Raw genomic sequence first — 22,198 nt, 5'->3', positions numbered from 1 at the left:
GGCACTGCGGCGGGTTTTACGGGGCACCACGATGCCGGGGGGCCGGGGGCGGGTGTGTTACGTCCGCCCTAGGGCGCGTAGCTGTTGGGGCACCCCGCGGGTGTTTTGGGCCGGCGGGCGCCGCCCGAGGCCGGCGAGGATCGATTCGCTGCGGTCGAGCAGGATGAAGCCGAGTGGTGGCAATGCGTCGCCCGCACAGTGCCGGCGCAGCGCCGAAAGGTTGGGCAGGTCGGATAATGGATCGTGCAGGCTCGCGCGCTGGTGCCGTTGCGCGGCGGCGTCGCGTTCGAAGCCGTAGAGCAACAGCGCGAGCACCAGCCAGAGTGCGATCACGCATTCGATCGCCAGGCGCATCAGCAGCGCGGTGTCGAGCAGTGTCTTCGGTCCCGCGTTGCGGGCGATCGCGCAGACGAACAGGAATTCGGCCAGCACGAGCGCGGTCATGCTGAAGCGCAGGCTGCAACGCTTCGCGGCGAGCACGAGCAGGGCCGCGACGAGCAGGCGATAGTCGGTGAAGGCGGTGAGCAGCGCGTCCGCGACCGGCGAGGCGGGAGCGATCCGCAGCGCGAGCGCCGGAGCGCCGATGCCGAGCAGCAGCAGCGTCCAGGGCAGGCCGATTGCACCGTCGGCGGTCGCGCGTGCGCGCACGTCGTGGGTCGTGAACACGATCACCGGCAAGCTGACGACGAGGACGCCGAACATCTTCGCGAACAGCACCTGCACCGCTTCGTTTGCGGCGACGACCGGGCCCGCGTACGGGCTGACGTACAGGCCGGCGAACAGGGCGACCGCGAGCGGATAGGCGAGCATGCCGGCGATCGCGAAGCCAGGCAGGTCGCGCGCGGCGAAAGCGAGCGGACGGCGCGCTGGCGGAACCAGCCATCGCGCGGCCGCGCGCAGGCCGATGTAGGTGAGTGCGTAGCTGAGCGCACCCCCGGCGTAGACGACGACGCCTCCGCCTTCGAACAGCGCGACGCGCGTCGCCCAGGAGCCGAACGCGGCGAGGATGCACAGTGCCAGGCTCGCGCGGTCGCGATACAGCATCGCCACCGCGAACAGCCATCCGGCGTGCAGGTGGGCGAGCGAACCTTGAGCGGGAATGTCGAAGAACGTCGCGCGATACGGTACCTCGACCCAGAACAGGGCCGTGCAGACCAGCGCGAGCATCCCCCTGTGTCGCCACTCGCGGCCCATGCGAGCCTGCCCCCTGCGCGGACGACCGACGCACCGTCGGCTGCGCCGCTTCAGCGCCAATGTAGTCCCATGCAGGTGAGGATGTAAAACGCTTCGTGGCGGCTGCGCAATCTCCACATTGCGCGGCCAGGGATGCGACCGCGCCGCGCCTGCGGGACTGGCCCGGCACGCATGCGCGCCGGGCGATCACGGGGCGGGTGGGCATCGCGCGGCAGGTGATCAGGCGGGACTTTCGAATCCTGCCGTAAAGATCGTGTCCGGCGCGATGATCACCTGGTCGCCGTCGCGGTCGGCGGAGTCGCTGGACGGATGGTTAGCGGCGTCCTCGTCGGCCAGGCCGTCGCAATCGTCGTCGACGTAGTTGCCGACGATTTCCGCGATGCCCGGATGGATCGACGCGCTCGTATCGTCGCAGTCGCCCGTCGCAGGGCTGAAGCTGTCGCCGTCGAGATCGCCGGTGTCGTTCGATGGGACGTCGTCGATGTCCTCGTCGGCGAGCCCGTCGCAATCGTCGTCACGGCGATTGTCGGCGATCTCGGCGTGACCTGGATGGATACTCGGATCGTTGTCGTTGCAGTCGCCGCCACCGGGGACCGCGCCGAACGGTCGGAGGAGGGCCTCCGACGTGCCCGCCGACGCGGTCGGTGCGGCCGCGAGGGCGAGGGCCACCGTCGACGAACGGACGAAGCGAAGAGCATTCATCGGACTGCTCCGCAGGGCGCCGGTGCAAGTGTCGCACGGCCGCGCAGGTTCGGCACGGCAGGGCGCCGAACGAGGATCCGGCATGGGTAGAACCTTGACGAGCAAGACCCGGGCGGCTCCATGCACGCACCCGCCCGGGCGCGGATTGGTCCGCGACGCCGCCACGTCCCCGGCGCGCTTCACAGCGGGCCCGCGTGCGGTCGCCACGGGAAGGCGAGCATGCCCGAGTGCGCGTTCGGATTCCGTTAGCGCCGCGCCCGTCGATCGAAGTGCGGCATGAAAAACGCGCAGAGCTTCAAACACGAAGCACACAGAGCACACGAAGCATGGGCTCTTCCCGTGCTCCGTGTGCTCTGTGTTTCAAGCTCTGGCCCATTCGCCCGCTGCGCACGAGGCGGATCCGCCGCTGCGCGGCTTGATTCGTCCTGCGGCGTCGTCACCCGGCCTGCTTCTGCTTGATCCAGTCCTCGATCACGCGCTGCAGCAGCGCGAGCGGCAGCGAGCCGTGGGTGAGGACCTGGTCGTGGAACTGGGCGAGCTCGAACTTCGCGCCGAGCGCCTGCTTCGCATGCTCGCGCAACTCAAGGATCTTCAGCATGCCGGCCTTGTAGGCGAGTGCCTGGCCCGGGTCGACGAAGTAGCGTTCGATCTCGGAGGTGACCGCACTCTCCGCCATGCCGGTGTTGTCCATCATGTACTGGATCGCCTGTTCGCGCGTCCAGTGCTTGTAGTGGATGCCGGAATCGACGACGAGGCGGACCGCACGCATCATCTCGTCGCGCAGGCGGCCGAGGTCGTCGAGCGGATCCTTCTCGAAGCCGAGTTCCCAGGCGAGGCGTTCGGCATAGAGCGCCCAGCCTTCGGCGTACGCGGTGAATGGCAGCACGCGGCGGAAGAACGGCACGCCTTGCAGTTCCTGCGCGATCGAGATCTGGAAATGGTGGCCGGGGATGCCCTCGTGGTAGGCCAGCGTGCGCATGCCCCATTTGGGGTTCTCGGTGGTGTCGCGCATGTTCGCGTAGAACACGCCGGGGCGCGTGCCGTCGAACGAGCCGGGCTCGTAGTACGCGCCGGGCGCGGTCTTCTCGGAGAACGCAGGCACCGGTTTGACGACGACACCGAGCTTCGGCCGCACGTGGAACGCCGAGCCGAGGCCCGCGTTCACCTGGTCGAGGATTGCCTGGTACCGCTCGAGCATCGCCCGCTTGCCTTCGGGCGTGTTCGGAAAGGTCGCATCGGCCGCATGCGCGAGCTGCTGCACGCGTGGTCCGATCGGGCCCTCGTCGAGGCCCTGCGACTTCAGGATCGCGTCCATCTCGGCGGTCACGCGCGCCACTTCGGCGAGACCGAGCGCGTGCACCTGTTCCGGCGTCATGTCGGTGGTCGTGTGCATGCGCACGCACCACGCATAGTAGGCGTCGCCGTCGGGCAAGCTCCAGGCGCCGTCGTTGCGCGTGACCTTCGGTTGCAGCGCGGCGAAGTGATCGACGAGTTTGCGGTAGGCCGGGTACACGCTGCTTTCGATCGACGCCGCGACACGCGCGAGGAGTGCGTCGCGGTCGGCGGCCGGGATCGCGTCTTCCGGCAGCTTGTCGAGCTTCTCCTTGAAGCTCGTGTAGAGCATGTGCTCCTGGGGCGGCGGCGCGATGAAGCCGCGCATCTGCGCGAGCACCTCGTCGACGGTGAACTTCGGCGGCACGACGCCCTTGGCCTCGCGCTCGTCGAGGCCCTGGATGACCTCGGCGAACTTCTGCGGGAACAGATCGAGCCGGGCGACGTACGCGTCGGCGTCGTGGCGGTTCGCGACCTGATGCGTCTGCGCCATGAAGTTCGGCAGGCTCGACTGCACGCCGAACATCTGGTTGACGGGGAAGTCGTGGCCGCGGAAGCGGTCGCCTTCGACCTGGATCGCGAGGAAATACTCGAGCACGTCGTAGGACAACTGGCCCTGGGCGTCGAGTGCGGCGCGATCGTAACGGTGCAGGAGATCGAGGTCGTCGCGCACCATCTGCGCCATTTCCGCTTCGTGGCGCGGCGAGGCGTCGTCGAGTTTGCTGCTGTAGAAGTCCACCCACGGCGGCAGGATGCGCAGGCTGCTGAGGAGTTCAGGGCTCTTCAGCGCGAACTGGGCGAACACGCGGCCGTAGAACCAGTCGATCGAATACGGCTTGAAGTACCACACGTGCACGAACAACGCGCCGCCGAGCACGAGTGCGAGCAGGAGCAGGCGCAGCAGCCATTTCAACAAGGTACGCATCACGATTCCTCCCCGGAGAAGCGCTCAGCCTAGCGCAGCCGCTGCGGAGCAGGGAACGTGACGAACGTCACCTCGGTGCGCCGCGCGTGCGCCCTGCGGCGTATCGGGTGTCCAGCCGCCCGATGTCCGCGTGCTCAGCGCGGGACCTCGTCGAGACGCCGGCACGGCGCGTGCGATGCGTCGGGCGCAGCCCACTCCGGATGGTCGAAGGGCACGTAGCTTTCCCAGTACCAGGGAAAGCAGACTGGCCCGAGCGTCGCCTCGATCAGGTGGGGGAAGATCGACTCGCCATTCGAGCTGTTGCTCATGAGCAGCACGCAGTCGCGCGAGCGCGCGAGGCAGAGCGCGAGGTTGTTGGTGCCGTCGTCGTGCCCGCCCTTGAACCAGGCGAGGCCGCGCGGCGATTCGTAGCGCGCGATGCCGAGCGCGTACGACAGCGCGATGCCGTCGTTGTCGTCGGTATCGGCGACGCCCATCGTCGGGAACTGGCGCTCCGATCGGATGCGTACCTGCGGGGCCTGCCAGGCCGCATGCGCCGCTGGCGCGAGGCCTTCCCCGCGCACCATCGCCGCGAGCAGCCGCGCGTAGTCGGCGACGGTCGTGTCCATCGAGCCGGCGGCGCGCACGCTGCCGCGCTGCTTGTGGCCGAGCGGCTGGCCCTTTTCGTCGTAGCCGATCGCGACGTTGCCGGCGAAGTCCTCGCGCCAGGTCAGCGACGTGCGCGTCATGCCGAAGCGTTCGATGACATGCGTACCGAGGTAGTCGCCGACATCGATGCCGGCGCCATTCTCGAGTGCGAACTGCAGCAGGTTGATTCCCTCGCCCGAATAGGCGAAGCGCGTACCGGGATCGAAATAGAAGAACAGCTTGCCGTCCGGGTCGTACGGCTTGCCCGGCTGCCAATAGCGGAAGTTGGCGAAGCCGGAGCGGTGGCTGAGCAGGATGCGCGGCGTGAGTGCGCGCCAGCGCTCGTCACCGGCGAGGTCGGCGTATTTTTCGTACTCGGGCAGCGGCTTGGCGAGCATCATGTCGATCGGGCGATCGAGGTCGATCTGTCCTTCATCGGCCATCATCATCACGCCATACGCGAACGTCGCCTTGGTCAGCGATGCCGCGTACATGACCGTGTCCGTCTCGAGGGGTAGCTGCCGCTGCGTATCGCGCTCCCCGTAGGCCTTGGCGTAGGCGACGCGCCCGTCGCGGATCACCGCGAGGGCGAGGCCTGGCACGTGCGCCCGCGCCATCAGCGATTCGACGCGGCGATCGAGCGTGGCAGGATCGAGGCGCGGCGATTCGTGCGGGCGCAGGTTCGCGCAACCCGCGCAGAGGAAGGCCAGCGCGGCGAGCGGGCGGAACAGGAACGATGCGGGCGTTCGGTACAAGGCGGTTCTCCCCTGGCAGGCACGGTACCGTGCACGCAGTGCGCGCACGCCGTCGACGGCATCGACCCCGCTTCGATGCGTGCGGGCGTGCATGGGTTTAGCCGCGCCGATCGTGCGCCGCTTCAGACCTCGAGCGAAGCGAGGTCGCCCTTCGTCTCGAGCCATTCCTTGCGGTCGCCCGCGCGCTTCTTCGAAAGCAGCATGTCCATCACCTTCGAAGTGCCGTCGTCGATTTCGATCGTCAGCTGCACGAGGCGGCGAGTGTCCGGGTGGATCGTCGATTCGCGCAGCTGCGAGGGATTCATTTCGCCCAGGCCCTTGAAGCGCGTGACGCTGACCGCGCCCTTGATCTTCTCGCGCTGGATCTTGTCGAGCATCGCGTCGCGCTCGGCCTCGTCGAGACAGTAGAACACCTGCTTGCCGACATCGACGCGGAACAGCGGCGGCATCGCCACGAACACGTGGCCGTCGCGCACGAGTCGCGGGAAATGGCGCAGGAACAGTGCCGACAGCAAGGTCGCGATGTGCAGGCCGTCGGAGTCGGCGTCGGCGAGGATGACGACCTTGCCGTAGCGCAGGCCCGAGATGTCGTCCTTGCCCGGATCGCAGCCGATCGCGACCGCGAGGTCGTGCACTTCCTGCGAGGCGAGGACCGAACCGGATTCGACTTCCCAGGTGTTGAGGATCTTGCCGCGCAGCGGCAGGATCGCCTGGAAGTCCTTGTCGCGCGCCTGGCGCGCCGAGCCGCCGGCGGAATCGCCCTCGACGAGGAACAGCTCCGTGCGCGACAGGTCGCTCGACGCGCAGTCGGCGAGCTTGCCGGGCAGGGCCGGGCCCTGCGTGATCTTCTTGCGCACGATCTGCTTCTCGGCCTTGAGCCGCAGCGTCGCGCGTTCGATCGCGAGCTGCGCGATCTTCTCGCCGATGTCGACGTGCTGGTTGAGGTAGAGCGAGAAGCCGTCGTGCACCGCGTTCTCGACGAAACCGGCAGCGTCGCGCGAAGACAGGCGCTCCTTGGTCTGGCCGGAGAACTGCGGGTCGGTCATCTTGAGCGAGAGCACGAAGCAGAGCCGGTCCCAGACGTCCTCGGGCGCGAGCTTGATGCCGCGTGGCAGCAGGTTGCGGAACTCGCAGAATTCACGCAGCGCATTGGTGAGGCCGGAACGCAAGCCGTTCACGTGCGTGCCGCCCTGTGCGGTCGGGATCAGGTTGACGTAGCTTTCCTGGGTGAGCTCGCCTTCGGGCAGCCACGCGACCGCGAACTCCACCGCGCCGTTGTCGCGCTGGTGGTGGCCGACGTAGAGATCGGCGGGCAGGTATTCGACCGCGCCGAGCATCGAGCGCAGGTAGTCGCGCAGGCCGTCCTCGTAGTACCACTCGAGCTTCTCGCCGCTCGCCTCGTCGAGGAGGCGCACGGTGAGGCCGGCGCACAGCACGGCCTTCGCGCGCAGCACGTGCTTGAGCCTGGCCAGCGCGATCTTCGGCGAGTCGAAGTACTTCGGGTCGGGCCAGAAGCGCACGGTCGTGCCGGTCTGCTTCTTCGGCACCGTGCCGGTCACGCTGAGGTTGCTCGCGCGCTCGCCGTCCTTGAAGTTCATGCGATGGACCTGGCCGTCACGGCGGATCGTGACTTCCACGCGCTGCGACAGCGCGTTGACGACCGACACGCCGACGCCGTGCAGGCCGCCCGAGTACTGGTAATTGCGGTTGGAGAACTTGCCGCCCGCGTGCAGGCGCGTGAGGATGAGTTCGACGCCGGGGATGCCTTCCTCGGGGTGGATGTCGACCGGCATGCCGCGGCCGTCGTCGGACACCTCGACCGAGCCGTCCGCATGCACGGTCACGTCGATCGTCTTCGCGTGGCCGGCGAGCGCCTCGTCGACCGAGTTGTCGATGACTTCCTGGGCGAGGTGGTTCGGCCGCGACGTATCCGTGTACATGCCGGGCCGGCGCTTGACCGGGTCCAGGCCGGAAAGGACTTCGATGTCGGCGGCGTTGTAGCGACTGCTCATGCAAAAGGCTCTGGGTACGTGCGTCGGCGCGCCCGGCAGGGCGCCGGCGCGGGTGGTCGCGCCCTCGCGGGCGCATGCAGCAAAACAGCATGGCGAGCACCGCGCCGGGGGTCAAGCGGGCGGTTCAGCGATCCAGGACTACACTGCGCCGCCGATGACGACCGAATCGACCGCCGCGCCGCCGCCCCGCGCCCTGTTGTGGCTCGTCGCGCTCGGCGTGTTCATGCAGATGCTCGATTCGACCATCGTCAACACCGCGTTGCCGGCAATGGCGGCGGGCCTCGGCGAAAGCCCGCTGCGCATGCAGTCGGTGGTGATCGCGTATTCGCTCACCATGGCGATGCTGATTCCCGCCTCGGGCTGGCTCGCCGACCGCTTCGGCACGCGTCGCGTGTTCTTCGTCGCGATCGTGCTGTTCACGCTCGGCTCGCTCCTCTGCGCGCAGTCGCGCACGCTCGTGCAATTGGCGGCCTCGCGCGTGGTGCAGGGCGTCGGAGGCGCGATGCTGCTGCCGGTCGGGCGGCTTGCCGTGCTGCGTTCGGTGCCGCGCAAGGACTTCCTCGCCGCGATGAGCTTCGTGACGATCCCCGGGCTGATCGGCCCGCTGATCGGCCCGACGCTCGGCGGCTGGCTGGTCGAGGCGATTTCCTGGCACTGGATCTTCCTGATCAACCTGCCGGTCGGCGTGTTCGCCGCGCTCGCAACCCTGCATTTCATGCCCGATGCGCGCAGCGCGGTCGGGCGCTTCGACCTCGGCGGCTACGTCATGCTGTCCTTCAGCATGGTCGCGATCTCGCTCGCGCTCGACGGCCTGACCGAACTGGGCACCCGGCATGCAGGCATGCTCGTGCTGCTGATCTTCGGCCTCGCGAGCTTCGTCGCCTACTGGCTGCACGCGACACGCAGCCCGCGGCCGCTGTTCCCGCTCGGCCTCTTCGCGGTGCACAGCTATCGCGTCGGCGTGCTCGGCAACCTGTTCGCGCGGCTCGGCAGCGGCAGCATGCCGTTCCTGATCCCGCTGTTGCTGCAGGTCGGCCTCGGCCATTCGCCGATGGAGGCGGGCATGATGATGATCCCGGTCGCGCTGGCGGGGATGGTGTCCAAGCGCCTGATCGTGCCGATCGTCAGGACATACGGCTATCGCCGCGTGCTGCTGGTCAATACCGTGCTCGTCGGTGCGGCGATGGCGAGCTTCGCCCTGATCGGGCCGGAGCAGCCCGCATGGCTGCGCATCGTCCAGCTGTCCGCGTTCGGCATGGTCAACTCGCTGCAGTTCACCGCGATGAACACGGTCACCCTGCGCGATCTCGAGGGTGATCTCGCCAGCGGCGGCAACAGCCTGCTGTCCATGGTGATGATGCTGTCGATGAGTCTCGGCGTTGCCATGGCGAGCGGCCTGCTCGCCGCATTCACCTCGGTGTTCGGCGCGGTGCCCGGTGCGGCGACCCTGCCGGCCTTCCACGCGACCTTCGTCTGCATGGGGCTCGTGACCGCGGTGTCGTCATGGATCTTCTGGCAGCTCGAGGCGAAGCGGCGCTTCCCGGTGTCGGCGCCGGTCGATCCGATGTGACGGATGCTCCCGCGACGCGAGGTCGCGGGAGCGTCGATGCCGGGTCAGCCGTTGAAGCCGCAGCAGAAGATCGAGTCGCCGAGGTACTCGTACGCGCCGATGTCGGTGGCATGGACGAGCGGTCGCCGGCAGGGATTCGCATCGATCGTGCGCGTGAAGCCCGCGCCGCGCTGGTCGGTCCCGAGCGCGCCCGGGTTCGCGCCCGCGTCGATCGCCGGGCTGTCGGCGGCGATGGGATGCACCGGCAACGGGCCGCCGGCATACGCGAGTTCGCCCAGTCGCGCATCGCCTTCCCTGTTCGCGTTGCCGCTGGTCAGCACGCCGATCGCCGGCGACGCTTCGAACAGGTTGTGGTCCGCGACGAGCGAACTCTCGGGCACGCCGGTCTGGCGCGTGAGGTCCACGCGCAGGTTCGAGTTGCCGTGCGTGTTGCGGCTGAACAGCGTGCTCTGCACGGTGACGCGCGTGGCGGTGCCATTGGCGACCCACACCGCGCCGCCCGCATTCGGTGCAGGCGCGGTGGCGGGCGAGGTCGCGTTGTTCGCGAACGTGCTGTTGCGCACGGTCAGGTTGCCGCTGGCAACGGCGATGGCACTGCCGCGACCCGCCTCGTGCTGCGTGCGGTTGGCTGAGAACGTCGAGTTTTCGATGATGTTCTCCGCCGCGCCGGCATCGGTCGAACCGCTGAAATAGAGGCCGCCACCTTCGGTCTGGTTGGTGACCCGGTTGTCGACCAGGCTCGAGCGCGAGATGCGCAGGCTCTGCATCGTTCCGGCGTGAATGCCGCCGCCGCTCAACGTCGTGCTGTTGCCCTGGATGAGGGTGTCGGTGATGACCGCGCTGATGCCCGGCGAAGCGAGCCGGATGCCACCGCCGGTGAGCTCCGCGCTGTTGTCGCTGACGCGGCAGTGCTGCATCGACAGCAACCCGCGATCAAGGTAGAGCGCACCGCCCGACGGCTGGAAGCCGCCGCGCGCCTCGTTCGCACTCAGCGTGACGCCCGCGAGCGTGAGGTTCGCACCGGACACGCTCACGGCGCCGCCCTTGCGCGAGGCCGTGTTGGCGGAGAACACGACACCGCTGATCGCCAGCGACGGCCGCGACGACGACGACGCGGGGTTCTCGTAGAACAGCCCGCCGCCACTGTCGGCGTTCGCCGCGGTCGCCGAGCCGCGCGTGACGGTCAGGCCGCTGATCGCCCAACTGCGCGTCTCGCCAGCCGGGTTGTCGAAGCGGAACACGCGGCTGCGACCGTTGGCGTCGAGCGTGATCCGGTTGGCGCCGGGGCCGATGATGCTGACGCTGGCGCCAACGACGAGTTCGCCGCCGGTGAGATCGATCGTGCCCGCAAGGCCCGGGTTGAACTGGATGACATCCGCGTCGGCGCTCGCATTGGCGCGGTTGATCGCGTCGCGCAGGCTGCCGTTGCCGCTGTCGGCGAGCGTGTCGACGGTGAACGTCGCCGCATGCGCCGTCGATGCGGCGGCGAGGGCGATCGCGAAGAAGAGGGGCCGGGTTCGAATCATTGCGTACTCCAGATAGCCGGTACCCGTCACACGACGGGTGTCCAGCCAACTACGCGGGCACGCGGCCGATCCCTTAGCCCTCGATCGCAATGCGCAATATCCGACAAGCCAACACATCGGCAGGCGCGCGTCGCCTGCCGGATGCGATGCGACTCAACGGCGCATTTCGGTGCCGGTCGCGAAAATGCGGTCCGCTTCGAACGCGCCGAGATCGAACGTGCCGAACAGGTCATCCTGGTCCGCATCGAGGCCGCGCGGCGTGCCGTCCATGTCGGGCGACTGGCTCGATACCGGCGCGCCGTCGCACCAGTCGATCGCGGCGCTGTCGGCCGGCAGGTGGTAGTCGCCGCGTGCGGCGTCCTGGAACGCGAACGCCATGACCGCACTGCGCGTGGCGGCGATTTCGTCGTTGCCGCTGTCCTTGAGCATGCAGTCGTACGACACGGTCGGAAAAGCTCCGAGGAAGTCGAAGATCTTCGCGTGGCCGGAGACGAGACTCGAATAGCCCTTGATATCGGTGACGATCGCGCCTTGCGCGCCGTCACCCCAGATCAGTGTATTAGCGCTCGCGTTGTCGGCGAACGTCGTGTGCTCGAAGCGCAGCGATCCGCCCGAGGTGTAGATCGTCGGGCAACCCGGCGCGCCCTGGATGCAGCCGTTGCCGACGACGAGGCTCGAATAGATGCGCAGTTGCGATGCGTCGCCGTAGAGCCAGAACGCCGAGCCGCCCGCGGATGCGTTGCCACGCACGATCGTCTCGTCGACGTGGGCGCTGCCGCCGTCGCGCACCGACATCGCGCCGCCGCGCTCGGCCGTGTTGCCGGACAGGCGCAGGCATTCGAGTTCGAGTGGGCAGTGGCGGAACGGACCCTCGCGCAGGCGCGCGAACTGCGCGTAGCCGCCGTTGCCGGCGAACACGCCGCCGCCTTCAGCCGCAACGTTGTCGCGCACGACGGTGTCGTCGGCGAGCAGCGAGGTGCCGCTGCCGCTCACCATCATGCCGCCGCCGTAGTTCTCGGCTGCAGTGTGCGCGATCAGCAAGCCGTCGACCGGCGTCGCCGGGTCGTCCAGGTTGCTGCCGACGCTCGCGTTCGCGCCGTTGAACAGCGCGATGCCACCGCCGTTGAGCGCGTCGTTGTCGCGCACGACGACGTTCTGCGGGCGCACGCGCAGGGTCGCGCCATCCACGAAGAGGCCGCCGCCGGCGGTCGCGTGGTTGTCGTGCACGTCGATGTTGCGCTCGAACTCGACGATCGCGCCGCCGCGAACCTCCACGCCGCCGCCGAAGCGGTTGTGGTTGTCGTGGATCGCGAGGTCGGCGAGCGACACGAAGGCATGGCCCGCGATGTTGAGTCCGCCCCAGCTGCCGATCTCGCCGCTGGCGCCGCCGCCGCTGATGTCGAGGTGCTCGAGGCGCACGCGGATACCTTCGGCGGTGCCGCCGATCGCGAGCGTCGCCCATTCGCCGGTACCGACCAGCGCAGTGGTGCCGGCCGGCGCCGTCGCGCCGCAGGCGGCGTGGCCGCCGATGAGGTTGACCGAGGTGCCGATGAATACCGCCTGGCCCGTGTAGGCCTGGTCGTCCGCGAGGCGGATCGTATCGATGTCCGGTGTCGCGGCGGCGAGGGTCAGTGCTTCGCCGATCGTGTGCGTCGTGCAGGCGGGGCCGGCGCCGACACTGATCTCGGCCGCGTGCAGGGAACCGGCCGCCGCGAAGGCGAGGCCGGGAAACAGGAAGAAGAATCGCATCGAGGTGCTCCGTCGTGACCGTCCATGGCGGCCGTCACGCGTCACAAACGAGGCCGTGTCCGGCTTCCTATCATCCCGACGGGCGCAGCCAGCCGCGGCCGTTAGCCGGGCATTCAGCTTGGTCGGCGAGGAGGCGGCAACGCCGTGAGCCAGCGGGCGGGGCGGCGATTCGTGCGTGCGCGCAAGGGTGCGCGGGACGGGCGGAGCCACTAGAATATGGGTTTCCGGCAGAAAGTTCCGCCCATGACCCCCCTCATCTTCGTGACCGGCGGCGTGGTGTCCTCGCTTGGCAAGGGCATCGCCGCCGCGTCGCTGGCTGCCATCCTCGAAGCGCGCGGCCTGCGCGTGACGATGATGAAGCTGGACCCCTACATCAACGTCGACCCGGGCACGATGAGCCCGTTCCAGCACGGCGAGGTCTACGTCACCGACGACGGTGCCGAGACCGACCTCGACCTCGGCCACTACGAGCGCTTCGTGCGCACGCGGCTGACCGGCAAGAACTCGATCACGACGGGCAAGATCTACGAGAGCGTGATCGCCAAGGAGCGCCGCGGCGATTACCTCGGCGCTACCGTGCAGGTGATCCCGCACATCACCGACGAGATCAAGCACCGAATCTACGAGGCGACCCAGGGCTACGACGTTGCCCTGGTCGAGATCGGCGGCACGGTCGGCGACATCGAGTCGCTGCCGTTCCTCGAGGCGATCCGCCAGATCCGCATCGAACACGGCGCCGAGCAGGCGATCTTCATGCATCTCACCCTGGTGCCGTTCATCAAGGCCGCCGGCGAGATCAAGACCAAGCCGACGCAGCATTCGGTCAAGGAGCTGCGCTCGATCGGCATCCAGCCGGACGTGCTGCTGTGCCGCTGCGAGCAGCCGCTCCCGCAGAGCGAGCGGCGCAAGATCGCGCTGTTCACCAACGTCCCCGAAAAGGCCGTCATCAGCGCGACCGACGTCGACGTCATCTACCAGCTGCCGATGTGGCTGCACAGCCAGGGGCTCGACGAGATCGTCATCGACAAGCTGCGCCTCGCCGCCAAGACAGCGGATCTTTCCGCGTGGGAGCGCACGGTCGAGGCAGTCGAGCACCCGCAGGGCGAGGTCACGATCGCGATCGTCGGCAAGTACGTCGAGCACAAGGACGCGTACAAGTCGCTCGGCGAGGCGCTGCGCCACGGCGGCATCAAGCAGAAGACGCGCGTGAACCTGCGCTGGGTCGAATCCGAGGAGATCGAGCGCAAGGGCGCCGACATGCTCAAGGACGCCGACGGCATCCTCGTGCCGGGCGGCTTCGGCAAGCGCGGCTTCGAAGGCAAGATCGCCGCCGCGCGCTACGCACGCGAACATCGCATCCCGTACTTCGGCATATGCTACGGCATGCATGCGGCGGTGGTCGACTTCGCGCGCAACATCGCCGGCCTCGAAGGCGCGAATTCGAGCGAGAACGACCGCAACTGCGCCGACCCCGTGATCGCGCTGATCACCGAGTGGACGACCGGCGCGGGCGAGGTCGAGAAGCGCGACGAGAGTTCGGACAAGGGCGGCACGATGCGCCTGGGCGCGCAGGAGTGCCGCCTCAAGGCCGGCACGCTGTCGCGCGAACTCTATGGCCAGGACGTCGAGCGCGAGCGCCATCGCCACCGTTACGAGGTCAACAACCGCTATCGCCAGACATTCGAGGACCTCGGCCTCATGATCTCCGGCAAGTCGATGGATGACCTGTTGGTCGAGATGGTGGAGCTGCCGAACCATCCGTGGTTCGTCGCCTGCCAGGCGCATCCGGAGTTCACCTCGACGCCGCGCGACGGCCATCCGCTGTTCATCGGCTTCGTGCGCGCGGCGCGCGAGCAGAAGGCGGTGCGTGAGGCGCCGCGCCTCGCCGCGACGGACGCGAAGGAAGCGGTGGCATGAATCTCTGCGGCTTCGAGGTCGGCCTCGACAAACCGCTGTTCCTCATCGCCGGGCCATGCGTGATCGAGTCGATGCAATTGCAGCTCGACACGGCCGGCACGCTCAAGGAGATCACCGGCAAGCTCGGCGTGCCCTTCATCTTCAAGTCGAGCTTCGACAAGGCCAATCGCACGTCGGGCACGAGCTTCCGCGGCCCCGGCCTCGAGAAGGGCCTCGAGGTGCTCGCCGAAGTGAAGCGGCAGATCGGCGTGCCGGTGCTCACCGACGTGCACGAATACACGCCGATGGCCGAAGTCGCGAGCGTCGTCGACGTGCTGCAGACGCCGGCGTTCCTCTGCCGCCAGACCGACTTCATCCAGAACGTCGCGAGCGCGGGCCGGCCGGTCAACATCAAGAAGGGCCAGTTCCTCTCGCCGTGGGAGATGAAGCACGTCGCGGCGAAGGCGAAGGCGACGGGCAACGAGCAGATCATGGTCTGCGAGCGCGGCGCGAGCTTCGGCTACAACAACCTCGTTTCCGACATGCGCAGCCTCAGCGTGATGCGCGACACCGGCTGCCCGGTCGTCTTCGACGCGACGCATTCGGTACAGCTGCCGGGCGGCGCCGACGGCAAGTCGGGCGGCCAGCGCGAGTTCGTGCCGGTGCTGTCGCGCGCCGCGGTCGCGGTCGGCATCGCCGGCATCTTCATGGAAACGCATCCGGACCCGGACAAGGCGCTCAGCGACGGCCCGAATGCGTGGCCGCTCGGCAAAATGGCCGCGCTGCTCGAAACACTGGTCGAACTCGACCGCATCGGCAAGCGCAACGGTTACCTCGAATCGATCTGACGGAGGCGAGATGCGGTACCGCGGTCGTCCATTCTCCACGGCATGCGGCGCGCAGTCGCGCGTCGCCGGCGTGTGCAATGCGCGCGCGTTCGCTGCATCGGCACTGTTCGCGTGCGCAGTCGCGGCCGCTGCGGAGCGAGCGCCCGATCAGCCTGCCGCCACCCAGCCAAGCCCCGGCCAGCCAGGCCCCAAGGTGAACACCGGGCGTGACGACTGCACGGGTGCGAGCGTCGTCGCCACCTACTCACCGAAACTGCAGTTCGGCATCGATGGCCAGCACATGTCGCCGTCCACGTTCCCCGCCGAAGTCGTGCGCCGACGCGAAGGCAAGGCGTTGCGCTGCGTCATCGTGCTCGCCTCGTGCCGCGACGCGGCGCTCTCGAAGCAGACGTTCAAGGCGCTCAAGCCGTACGGCGTCACGCGCATATCGTGGCAGCCCGATCGCACGTTGTTCCCCGATCCCACCATGAAGATGCCGGAGTGCAAGCAGTGAGCCGAATTGAACGCATCCATGCCCGCGAGATCCTCGATTCGCGCGGCAACCCGACCCTCGAAGCCGAAGTCACGCTCGCCGACGGCTCGTTCGGCCGCGCCGCGGTGCCGTCCGGCGCGTCGACCGGCTCGCGCGAAGCGGTGGAGCTGCGCGACGGCGACAAGGCGCGCTATCTCGGCAAGGGCGTGCGCCACGCGGTCGGCAACGTCAACACGACGATCGCCGCGGCATTGAAGGGCTTCGATGCGACCGACCAGCGTGGCCTCGACGAGAAGCTCATCGCGCTCGACGGCTCGCCGAACAAGGGCAAGCTCGGCGCGAACGCGCTGCTCGGCGTGTCGCTCGCGAACGCGCACGCGGCAGCGGCTTCGAAGAAGCTTCCGTTGTACCGCTACGTCAATTCGGTCCTCAGCCCTCGGCCCACGGCGCTGCGTCTCCCCGTGCCGATGATGAACATCATCAACGGCGGCGCGCACGCGGACAACAACGTCGACATGCAGGAGTTCATGATCCTGCCGGTCGGCCTGCCCAGTTTCTCCGAGGGCCTGCGTGCGGGCACCGAGATCTTCCATGCGCTGAAGTCTGTCCTGAAGGGGCGCGGCCTCAATACCGCCGTCGGCGACGAAGGCGGCTTCGCACCGAACCTCGCGTCGAACGAAGAAGCGATCGAGACCATCCTCGAAGCGATCGCCAAGGCTGGCTACAAGGTCGGCTCCGAGATCTTCCTGGGCCTCGACGTCGCGAGTTCGGAGTTCTACAAGGACGGCGCCTACCACCTCGAAGGCGAGGGCAAGGTGCTGAGCGCGGACCAGCTGATCGAGTTCTACGCCGGCTGGTGCGCGAAATACCCGATCGTCACGATCGAGGACGGCATGGCCGAAGGCGACTGGGACGGCTGGAAGCGGCTCACCGAGCGCCTCGGCAAGCGCGTGCAGCTGGTCGGCGACGACCTGTTCGTGACCAACACCGCGATCTTCAAGGAAGGCATCGACAAGCACATCGCCAACGCGATCCTCATCAAGGTCAACCAGATCGGCACGCTGACCGAAACGCTCGACGCGATCGCGATGGCCGACGCGGCGAAGTACGCCTCGGTCATCTCGCATCGCTCCGGTGAAACCGAGGACACGACGATCGCCGACCTTTCGGTGTCGACTGCGGCGACGCAGATCAAGACCGGATCGCTGTGCCGCTCCGACCGCGTCGCCAAGTACAACCAGCTGCTGCGCATCGAGGAGGCGCTCGGGTCCGCCGCCCGCTACGCCGGCAAGGATGCATTCCCGAACCTCCCCGACTTCGGCCGCTGAGGTTCCACTCGCGTGCTGCGCTGGGTCGCCCTCGTCCTCGTGATCGTGCTGATCGCGCTGCAGGTTCGCCTGTGGACGGGGCAGGGCGGCCTGCGCGACGTATGGCGGTTGCAACAGCGGGTGGCCGAGCAGAAGGCGGAGAACGAGCGCCTGAAGAAGCGCAACGAGACGCTGTCGGCCGAGGTCGAGGATCTCAAGCACGGCGAGGAGGCGATCGAGGAACGCGCGCGCTCCGAACTCGGCCTGCTCAAGCCCGGCGAAACCTTCTACCAGGTCGTCGAACCGGACGGACCGGCGAAGGGCGACGACGCGAACGCGCATGACCACTGACCGCTTGTGGTGCGTGGTGCCGGCTGCCGGCCGCGGCGCGCGCTTCGGCGCGGAGCGCCCGAAGCAGTACGTCGCGCTTGCCGGCCGCCCGTTGATCGAATGGACGCTCGAACGTCTCGCCGCGACGCCGTGCATCGCCGGCATCCTCGTCGTGCTCGCTGCCGGCAACCGTGAATGGCGGACGCGTGAACGCATCGGCGACACGCCGCTGCTGACCGCGAACGGGGCGGCCGAGCGCAGTGGGTCGGTACTTGCGGGCTTGCGCGCATTGCCGCGGGAAGTCGGCGACGACGCCTTCGTGCTCGTGCACGATGCCGCACGGCCCTGCGTGCGCAGTGAGGACATCGCGTGTCTGGTCGAGCGCGGCGCCGCCGCCGGCGGCGGCCTGCTCGCCGCGCCCGTGCGCGACACGCTCAAGCGTGCCGATGCCGACGCGCGCGTCGCCGCGACCGAACCGCGCGAGGCGCGCTGGCGCGCGCTCACGCCGCAACTGTTCCGCCGAGGCGAACTCGTCGCCGCGCTCGAACGGGCCGAGGCCGCAGGCGTCGCGATCACCGACGAATCGATGGCGATGGAACGCGCCGGCCACCGCCCGCTGCTGGTCGAGGGCGCGGAGAGCAACATCAAGGTGACGACGCCGGGGGATCTGGCGTTGGCGGAGTATCTGTTGGGCAGGGAATGGGGAATAGGGAACAGGGAATAGGAGGAGCGGGCTTGGTCCGTCCGCTTGCACGGTTGAAGCCAGGCTGTAACCTCCATCCCATTCTCCATTCTCCATTCTCCATTCCCCATTCCCCATTCCCCATTCCCATTCCCCATTCCCATTCCCCATTCCCATTCCCCATTCCCATTCCCCCATGCGCATTGGCCAAGGCATCGACGTCCACGCATTCGGTCCGGGTGACCACGTCACGCTTGCGGGCGTGCGCGTGCCGCATACGCACGGCGTCGTCGCGCATTCGGACGGCGATGTGGTCATCCATGCGCTCTGCGATGCGCTGCTCGGCGCGCTCGCGCTCGGTGACATCGGCCATCATTTCCCGCCCAGCGATCCGCGCTGGAAGGATGTCGACAGCCGGCATTTCCTGTTGCGTTGCATGGCGCTCGCGATCGAACGCGGCTATGCGCTGTCGAATGCGGACATCACGGTCGTGTGCGAGCGGCCGAAGGTCGCGCCGCACGTGGAGGCGATGCGGCGCAACCTCGCGGCGGATCTCGGCTGCGCGGTCGGCGACGTCAGCGTGAAGGCGACGACCAGCGAGACGCTCGGTTTCACCGGTCGCGGCGAGGGCATCGCCGCGTTCGCGGTCGTGCTGCTGCACCGGCATCGCGCGTCCGCCACCGTCGCGCCGCCCGACGCGCCCGCGCTCGCAACCTTCGTGCGCCGCCTCGAACCGGACGAACTCGAGTGAGTGGCGCGTTGCCGTACGCGCACGGCAGTCCGCCGGCGAGCGGCGTGCTGCGCGCCGAGCCAGCCGATTTCCGGGTCGACGAACAGCTCGGCTTCGAGCCGAGCGGCAGCGGCGAGCACGCATTCGTCGTGGTCGAGAAGAGCGGTGCGAACACCGAATGGGTCGCGCGCGAACTCGCGCGTGCGGCCGGCGTCGCGCCGCTCGCGGTCGGTTTCGCCGGGCTCAAGGACCGGCACGCGGTCACCCGGCAGGCCTTCACGGTGCAGCTCGCGGGGCGCGCCGATCCGGACTGGTCCTCGCTCGCGATCGACGGCGTGCGCGTGCTGTCGGCCACGCGCCACAATCGCAAGCTCAAGCGCGGTGCGCATCGCGGCAATCGCTTCCGCATCGTGCTGCGAGGCGTGCGCGGCGAGCGCGAGGCGATGGAGCAGCGCCTCGCGACGATCGCCGCGCGCGGCGTGCCCAACTATTTCGGCGAACAGCGTTTCGGCCGGGACGGCGGCAATCTCGCCCTCGCGGCGCGCCTGTTCGCGGGCGAGCGCATGCCGCGCGAGCGCCGCGGCATCGCGCTGTCGGCGGCGCGCTCGGAGCTGTTCAATGCCGTGCTCGCCGCGCGCGTCGAGCGGGGCGACTGGGACCGGGCGCTCGACGGCGAGGTGTGGATGCTCGACGGGACGCACGCGATCTTCGGACCCGAGCCGTTCACCGACGAGCTCGCGCGGCGCCTCGCCGCGTTCGACATCCATCCGACCGGGCCGCTGTGGGGCCGCGGCGAGCTGCGCACCCGTGGCGATGTCGCCGTGCTCGAGCGCAACGCGACGGCCTCGCACGGTGGGTTGGCGGATGGCCTCGAGCGCGCCGGGCTCGAGCAGGAACGGCGCTCGCTGCGCCTGCGGGCCGCCGGCCTCGCGTACGCGTGGGAGGCGCCGGACCGGCTCGTCGTCGAATTCGGCCTCGGCGCCGGCAGCTTCGCCACCACCGTGTTGCGGGAACTGTGCGACTGGCATGCCGCGATGGCGTGATGCGGCGAAGCGTGGGTTCTGCACGGCAGGACACGTGTCCGGCGCGCCGATCGGGCGTATCGTGGTCGTGCGATCACGGCGATCGGCGCCGTGGTCGCGGCATCCCGACGCGGAGGTGGTCATGCGATCGCTGGCGATTGGAGTGGCAGTACTGCTTTGCACGGGCCTGTCGGCGTGCGCCGGCAGCGGCGGCCGCAACGGCGTCGCGCGCGGCTCGTACGACGGCGATATCGATTACGGCAAGGTCATCGCGGTGAACCAGTGGGCATTGCGTCGCCACGCGACCGTGATGTGGGTGAACTACCCGACACGCCCGGAGCGCCTCGCACGCAACGACGGCTAGTGTGGACGTCCGTGGGACGGCCTGCCGCGTACCGCGCTTTGGTGCGGCACACCGCGTAGCCGCGGCGGCACGCGCGTTGCGCGTCCCGCCCACGATCATGCATGCGCGCATGGCCACCGCGAAGGGCGGGTCGAGCCCCGCCGCGGCGAGTCCCGCCGTCACGCCCCGGTGTCGTCGCGTACTTGCGGCGGCACGCGCGCGGCGCGTCCCGCCCACGATCATGCATGCGCGCATGGCCACCGCGTAGGGTGGGTCGAGCCGCGCAGCGGCGAGTCCCGCCGCCACGTCGCGTTATCTTCGCGTATTGCGGCGGCACGCGCGTTGCGCGTCCCGCCCACGATCATGCATGCGCGCATGGCCACCGCGGAGGGCGGGGTCGAGCCGCGCAGCGGCGAGTCCCGCCGCCGCTCCGCGGTGTCGTCGCGTGTTTGCGGCGGCACGCGCGTTGCGCGGACCGCCTTACAGGCGTTGCAGGAGGACGACGACGGCGCCGGTGCCGCCCTGCGCGGGGCGCGCGGAGGCGAATGCGAGCACGTCCGCGCGCCGGCGCAGCAGGGTGTCGGTGAGCTGCTTGAGCACGGGGCCTTGCGCCTTCGATCGCAGCCCCTTGCCGTGCACGATGCGCACGCACAGTTCGTCGTGGCGACGGCAGTCGTCGAGGAACTCGCGGATCGCCTCGCGGGCGACGGCGGCGCTCATTTCGTGCAGGTCGATCTCGGCGCGCACGCTGAACTGGCCGCGCCGCAACTTCTGCAGCAGGTTCAGCGGCTGCCCGGGTTTCAGGTAGCTGATCGCTTCGCCGAGTTCGACCGCGCCCGGATCGATCGCATGCGTGAGCAACTCGCCGCGCACGCTCGCCTCGTCGCGTTCGGATTGCAGCGGCTCCGGCGCCGGTCGCGGCCGCGTCGGCTCCGCGGCGGCCGGTTCCTCGAGGCGTCGCACGTCACCGATCGCTTCGCGGAACAGGCGCGCGTCGTCGTCGTCGACCGCGTCAGCGCCGGACGAGGGCGCGGCATCGGCACGGCGCCGCAGCGCATCGCGCACGCGCGCCGACCACGGCCTGTTGCCGGATCGGTTCAACGGTATGGCCCGGTGGCGCCTGCGTGCGGTACCGGCTGCGCGGCCGGCCAGGAGCCCGCCGCGGCGGCCACCAGCCGGGCGCGGCCATCGATGTTCGCGAGCGCATTCATGCAGGATTTCCAGCGTCGGCGATCGATCCGAGAGTACCGATGCGGCCCGGTACGGACAACCCGCGGGCGGCGGCAGCGGTGCTGCGCGTCTGCGTCCGCGGATTCGATCCGCTATCATTAACGCTTCCCCGAGAACCCTTCCCGCTGGTGTGCGCCGTGCGCGCTGGCGCAGCGCAGGAAGCCGCATGCGAGTCCTTGTTTCAAACGATGATGGCGTCGACGCACCGGGCATCCACGTGCTTGCGCAGCGCCTCGGCGCCGTCGGCGAGGTCACCGTCGTCGCACCCGATCGCGATCGTTCGGGCGCGAGCAATTCGCTGACCCTCGACGCACCGATCCGCGCACTGCGCCTCGACGAGCGCCGCTGGCGCGTCGCCGGCACACCGACCGACTGCGTGCATCTCGCGCTCTCCGGCCTGCTCGAGCGCGAGCCGGACATCGTCGTCTCCGGCATCAACAACGCGGCCAACCTCGGCGACGACGTGATCTATTCGGGCACCGTGTCGGCGGCGATGGAAGGGCGCTTCCTCGGCCTGCCGGCGATCGCGGTATCGCTGGTGACGAAGGACCACAAGGGCACGCACTTCGACAGCGCCGCCGAGGCGGTGCTGCTGCTCATGCGTCGCCTGCTCGTCGATCCGCTGCCGGCCGACATGATCCTCAACGTCAACGTCCCGGATCTGCCGTGGCACGAGATCCGCGGCCTCGCGGTCACGCGGCTCGGCCGGCGCCACCGCTCGGCGCCGTGCATCGCGCAGGCCGATCCGCGCGGCCGGCCCATCTACTGGATCGGCCCGCCCGGCGAGGCGGCCGACGACGGCCCGGGCACCGACTTCAATGCGGTGCGCGACGGCTACGTCTCGATCACGCCCATCCACGTCGACCTCACGCGTTTCCAGGCGCTCGAGAAGGTGAGCGGCTGGGTCGCCGCGTTGCAGCCCGCCATGGCCGGAGCGGCCTGAGCG

At 68.9% G+C, this 22,198-nt stretch carries 19 protein-coding genes; 11 read left to right on the top strand and 8 right to left on the bottom strand.

The genetic code is table 11. The features are described 5' to 3' along the window. Window positions 1-57: 57 nt before the first annotated feature. The 5 genes from ACTHK2_RS16885 to parE form a co-directional block, all read right to left on the bottom strand. Window positions 58-1,167 (bottom strand): hypothetical protein, encoded by a 1,110-nt coding sequence (locus ACTHK2_RS16885; RefSeq protein WP_440246904.1) that lies wholly within the window; start codon window positions 1,165-1,167, stop codon window positions 58-60. Between the two features lie 246 nt (window positions 1,168-1,413). Beyond that, window positions 1,414-1,896, bottom strand: a complete 483-nt coding sequence (locus tag ACTHK2_RS16880) for a putative metal-binding motif-containing protein (RefSeq protein ID WP_440246903.1) — start codon at window positions 1,894-1,896, stop codon at window positions 1,414-1,416. A 436-nt stretch (window positions 1,897-2,332) separates the two neighbouring features. Continuing rightward, window positions 2,333-4,153, bottom strand: coding sequence for a DUF885 domain-containing protein (locus tag ACTHK2_RS16875; RefSeq protein ID WP_440246902.1), 1,821 nt, complete (start codon window positions 4,151-4,153; stop codon window positions 2,333-2,335). A 134-nt stretch (window positions 4,154-4,287) separates the two neighbouring features. Beyond that, window positions 4,288-5,535, bottom strand: coding sequence for a serine hydrolase domain-containing protein (locus ACTHK2_RS16870; RefSeq protein ID WP_440246901.1), 1,248 nt, complete (start codon window positions 5,533-5,535; stop codon window positions 4,288-4,290). A 122-nt stretch (window positions 5,536-5,657) separates the two neighbouring features. Further along, window positions 5,658-7,547, bottom strand: coding sequence for a DNA topoisomerase IV subunit B (gene parE, locus ACTHK2_RS16865; protein ID WP_440246900.1), 1,890 nt, complete (start codon window positions 7,545-7,547; stop codon window positions 5,658-5,660). A 154-nt stretch (window positions 7,548-7,701) separates the two neighbouring features. Here parE and mdtD point away from each other — a divergent pair, with 154 nt between their 5' ends. Further along, window positions 7,702-9,117, top strand: coding sequence for a multidrug transporter subunit MdtD (gene mdtD, locus ACTHK2_RS16860; protein ID WP_440246899.1), 1,416 nt, complete (start codon window positions 7,702-7,704; stop codon window positions 9,115-9,117). A 44-nt stretch (window positions 9,118-9,161) separates the two neighbouring features. On the opposite strand, the gene ACTHK2_RS16855 is transcribed toward mdtD, so the two are convergent. Together ACTHK2_RS16855 and ACTHK2_RS16850 are read right to left on the bottom strand one after the other, a co-directional pair. Next, window positions 9,162-10,643: a choice-of-anchor Q domain-containing protein gene (locus ACTHK2_RS16855; protein ID WP_440246898.1), complete on the bottom strand. Its 1,482-nt coding sequence runs from the start codon at window positions 10,641-10,643 to the stop codon at window positions 9,162-9,164. Between the two features lie 153 nt (window positions 10,644-10,796). Continuing rightward, window positions 10,797-12,392, bottom strand: a complete 1,596-nt coding sequence (locus tag ACTHK2_RS16850; RefSeq protein ID WP_440246897.1) for a hypothetical protein — start codon at window positions 12,390-12,392, stop codon at window positions 10,797-10,799. Between the two features lie 243 nt (window positions 12,393-12,635). Between ACTHK2_RS16850 and ACTHK2_RS16845 the strand changes: the two genes are divergently transcribed. The 9 genes from ACTHK2_RS16845 (at window position 12,636) to ACTHK2_RS16805 (ending at window position 20,043) form a co-directional block, all read left to right on the top strand. Continuing rightward, the gene (locus tag ACTHK2_RS16845; protein WP_440246896.1) at window positions 12,636-14,309 is read left to right on the top strand and encodes a CTP synthase; all 1,674 of its coding nucleotides are present in this window, start codon (window positions 12,636-12,638) and stop codon (window positions 14,307-14,309) included. Continuing rightward, the gene (gene kdsA / locus ACTHK2_RS16840; RefSeq protein ID WP_440246895.1) at window positions 14,306-15,136 is read left to right on the top strand and encodes a 3-deoxy-8-phosphooctulonate synthase; all 831 of its coding nucleotides are present in this window, start codon (window positions 14,306-14,308) and stop codon (window positions 15,134-15,136) included. The genes ACTHK2_RS16845 and kdsA overlap by 4 nt, the downstream gene beginning before the upstream one ends. A gap of 193 nt (window positions 15,137-15,329) precedes the next feature. Continuing rightward, window positions 15,330-15,629, top strand: a complete 300-nt coding sequence (locus ACTHK2_RS16835; protein WP_440246894.1) for a hypothetical protein — start codon at window positions 15,330-15,332, stop codon at window positions 15,627-15,629. Further along, window positions 15,626-16,936, top strand: coding sequence for a phosphopyruvate hydratase (gene eno / locus ACTHK2_RS16830; protein ID WP_440246893.1), 1,311 nt, complete (start codon window positions 15,626-15,628; stop codon window positions 16,934-16,936). The genes ACTHK2_RS16835 and eno overlap by 4 nt, the downstream gene beginning before the upstream one ends. Before the next feature lie 12 nt (window positions 16,937-16,948). Further along, on the top strand, window positions 16,949-17,266 hold the full coding sequence (gene ftsB / locus ACTHK2_RS16825; protein WP_440246892.1) for a cell division protein FtsB: 318 nt from the start codon (window positions 16,949-16,951) through the stop codon (window positions 17,264-17,266). Continuing rightward, window positions 17,256-17,969 carry a 2-C-methyl-D-erythritol 4-phosphate cytidylyltransferase gene (ispD, locus tag ACTHK2_RS16820; RefSeq protein WP_440246891.1) on the top strand — a complete coding sequence of 238 codons (714 nt, stop codon included), beginning with the start codon at window positions 17,256-17,258 and terminating at the stop codon, window positions 17,967-17,969. Before ftsB ends, ispD begins: the two co-directional genes overlap by 11 nt. A gap of 154 nt (window positions 17,970-18,123) precedes the next feature. After that, window positions 18,124-18,678 (top strand): 2-C-methyl-D-erythritol 2,4-cyclodiphosphate synthase, encoded by a 555-nt coding sequence (gene ispF, locus ACTHK2_RS16815; RefSeq protein WP_440246890.1) that lies wholly within the window; start codon window positions 18,124-18,126, stop codon window positions 18,676-18,678. Next, entirely contained in the window at window positions 18,675-19,700 is a 1,026-nt protein-coding gene (truD, locus tag ACTHK2_RS16810) for a tRNA pseudouridine(13) synthase TruD (RefSeq protein ID WP_440246889.1), read from the top strand. The genes ispF and truD overlap by 4 nt, the downstream gene beginning before the upstream one ends. Window positions 19,701-19,842: 142 nt before the next feature. Beyond that, window positions 19,843-20,043 carry a hypothetical protein gene (locus tag ACTHK2_RS16805; protein ID WP_440246888.1) on the top strand — a complete coding sequence of 67 codons (201 nt, stop codon included), beginning with the start codon at window positions 19,843-19,845 and terminating at the stop codon, window positions 20,041-20,043. Between the two features lie 459 nt (window positions 20,044-20,502). Here ACTHK2_RS16805 and ACTHK2_RS16800 read toward each other — a convergent pair whose 3' ends face one another. Continuing rightward, the gene (locus tag ACTHK2_RS16800) at window positions 20,503-21,075 is read right to left on the bottom strand and encodes a Smr/MutS family protein (RefSeq protein WP_440246905.1); all 573 of its coding nucleotides are present in this window, start codon (window positions 21,073-21,075) and stop codon (window positions 20,503-20,505) included. A 343-nt stretch (window positions 21,076-21,418) separates the two neighbouring features. Between ACTHK2_RS16800 and surE the strand changes: the two genes are divergently transcribed. Beyond that, window positions 21,419-22,195: a 5'/3'-nucleotidase SurE gene (gene surE, locus ACTHK2_RS16795; RefSeq protein WP_440246887.1), complete on the top strand. Its 777-nt coding sequence runs from the start codon at window positions 21,419-21,421 to the stop codon at window positions 22,193-22,195. Window positions 22,196-22,198 lie beyond the last annotated feature (3 nt).

The organism is Dokdonella sp., assembly GCF_051958935.1.
In the GTDB taxonomy this organism is placed as follows: Bacteria; Pseudomonadota; Gammaproteobacteria; order Xanthomonadales; family Rhodanobacteraceae; genus Dokdonella_A.
The sequence above is the reverse complement of the archived record's forward strand: the minus strand, read 5'-3'. Positions and strand labels throughout refer to the sequence as shown.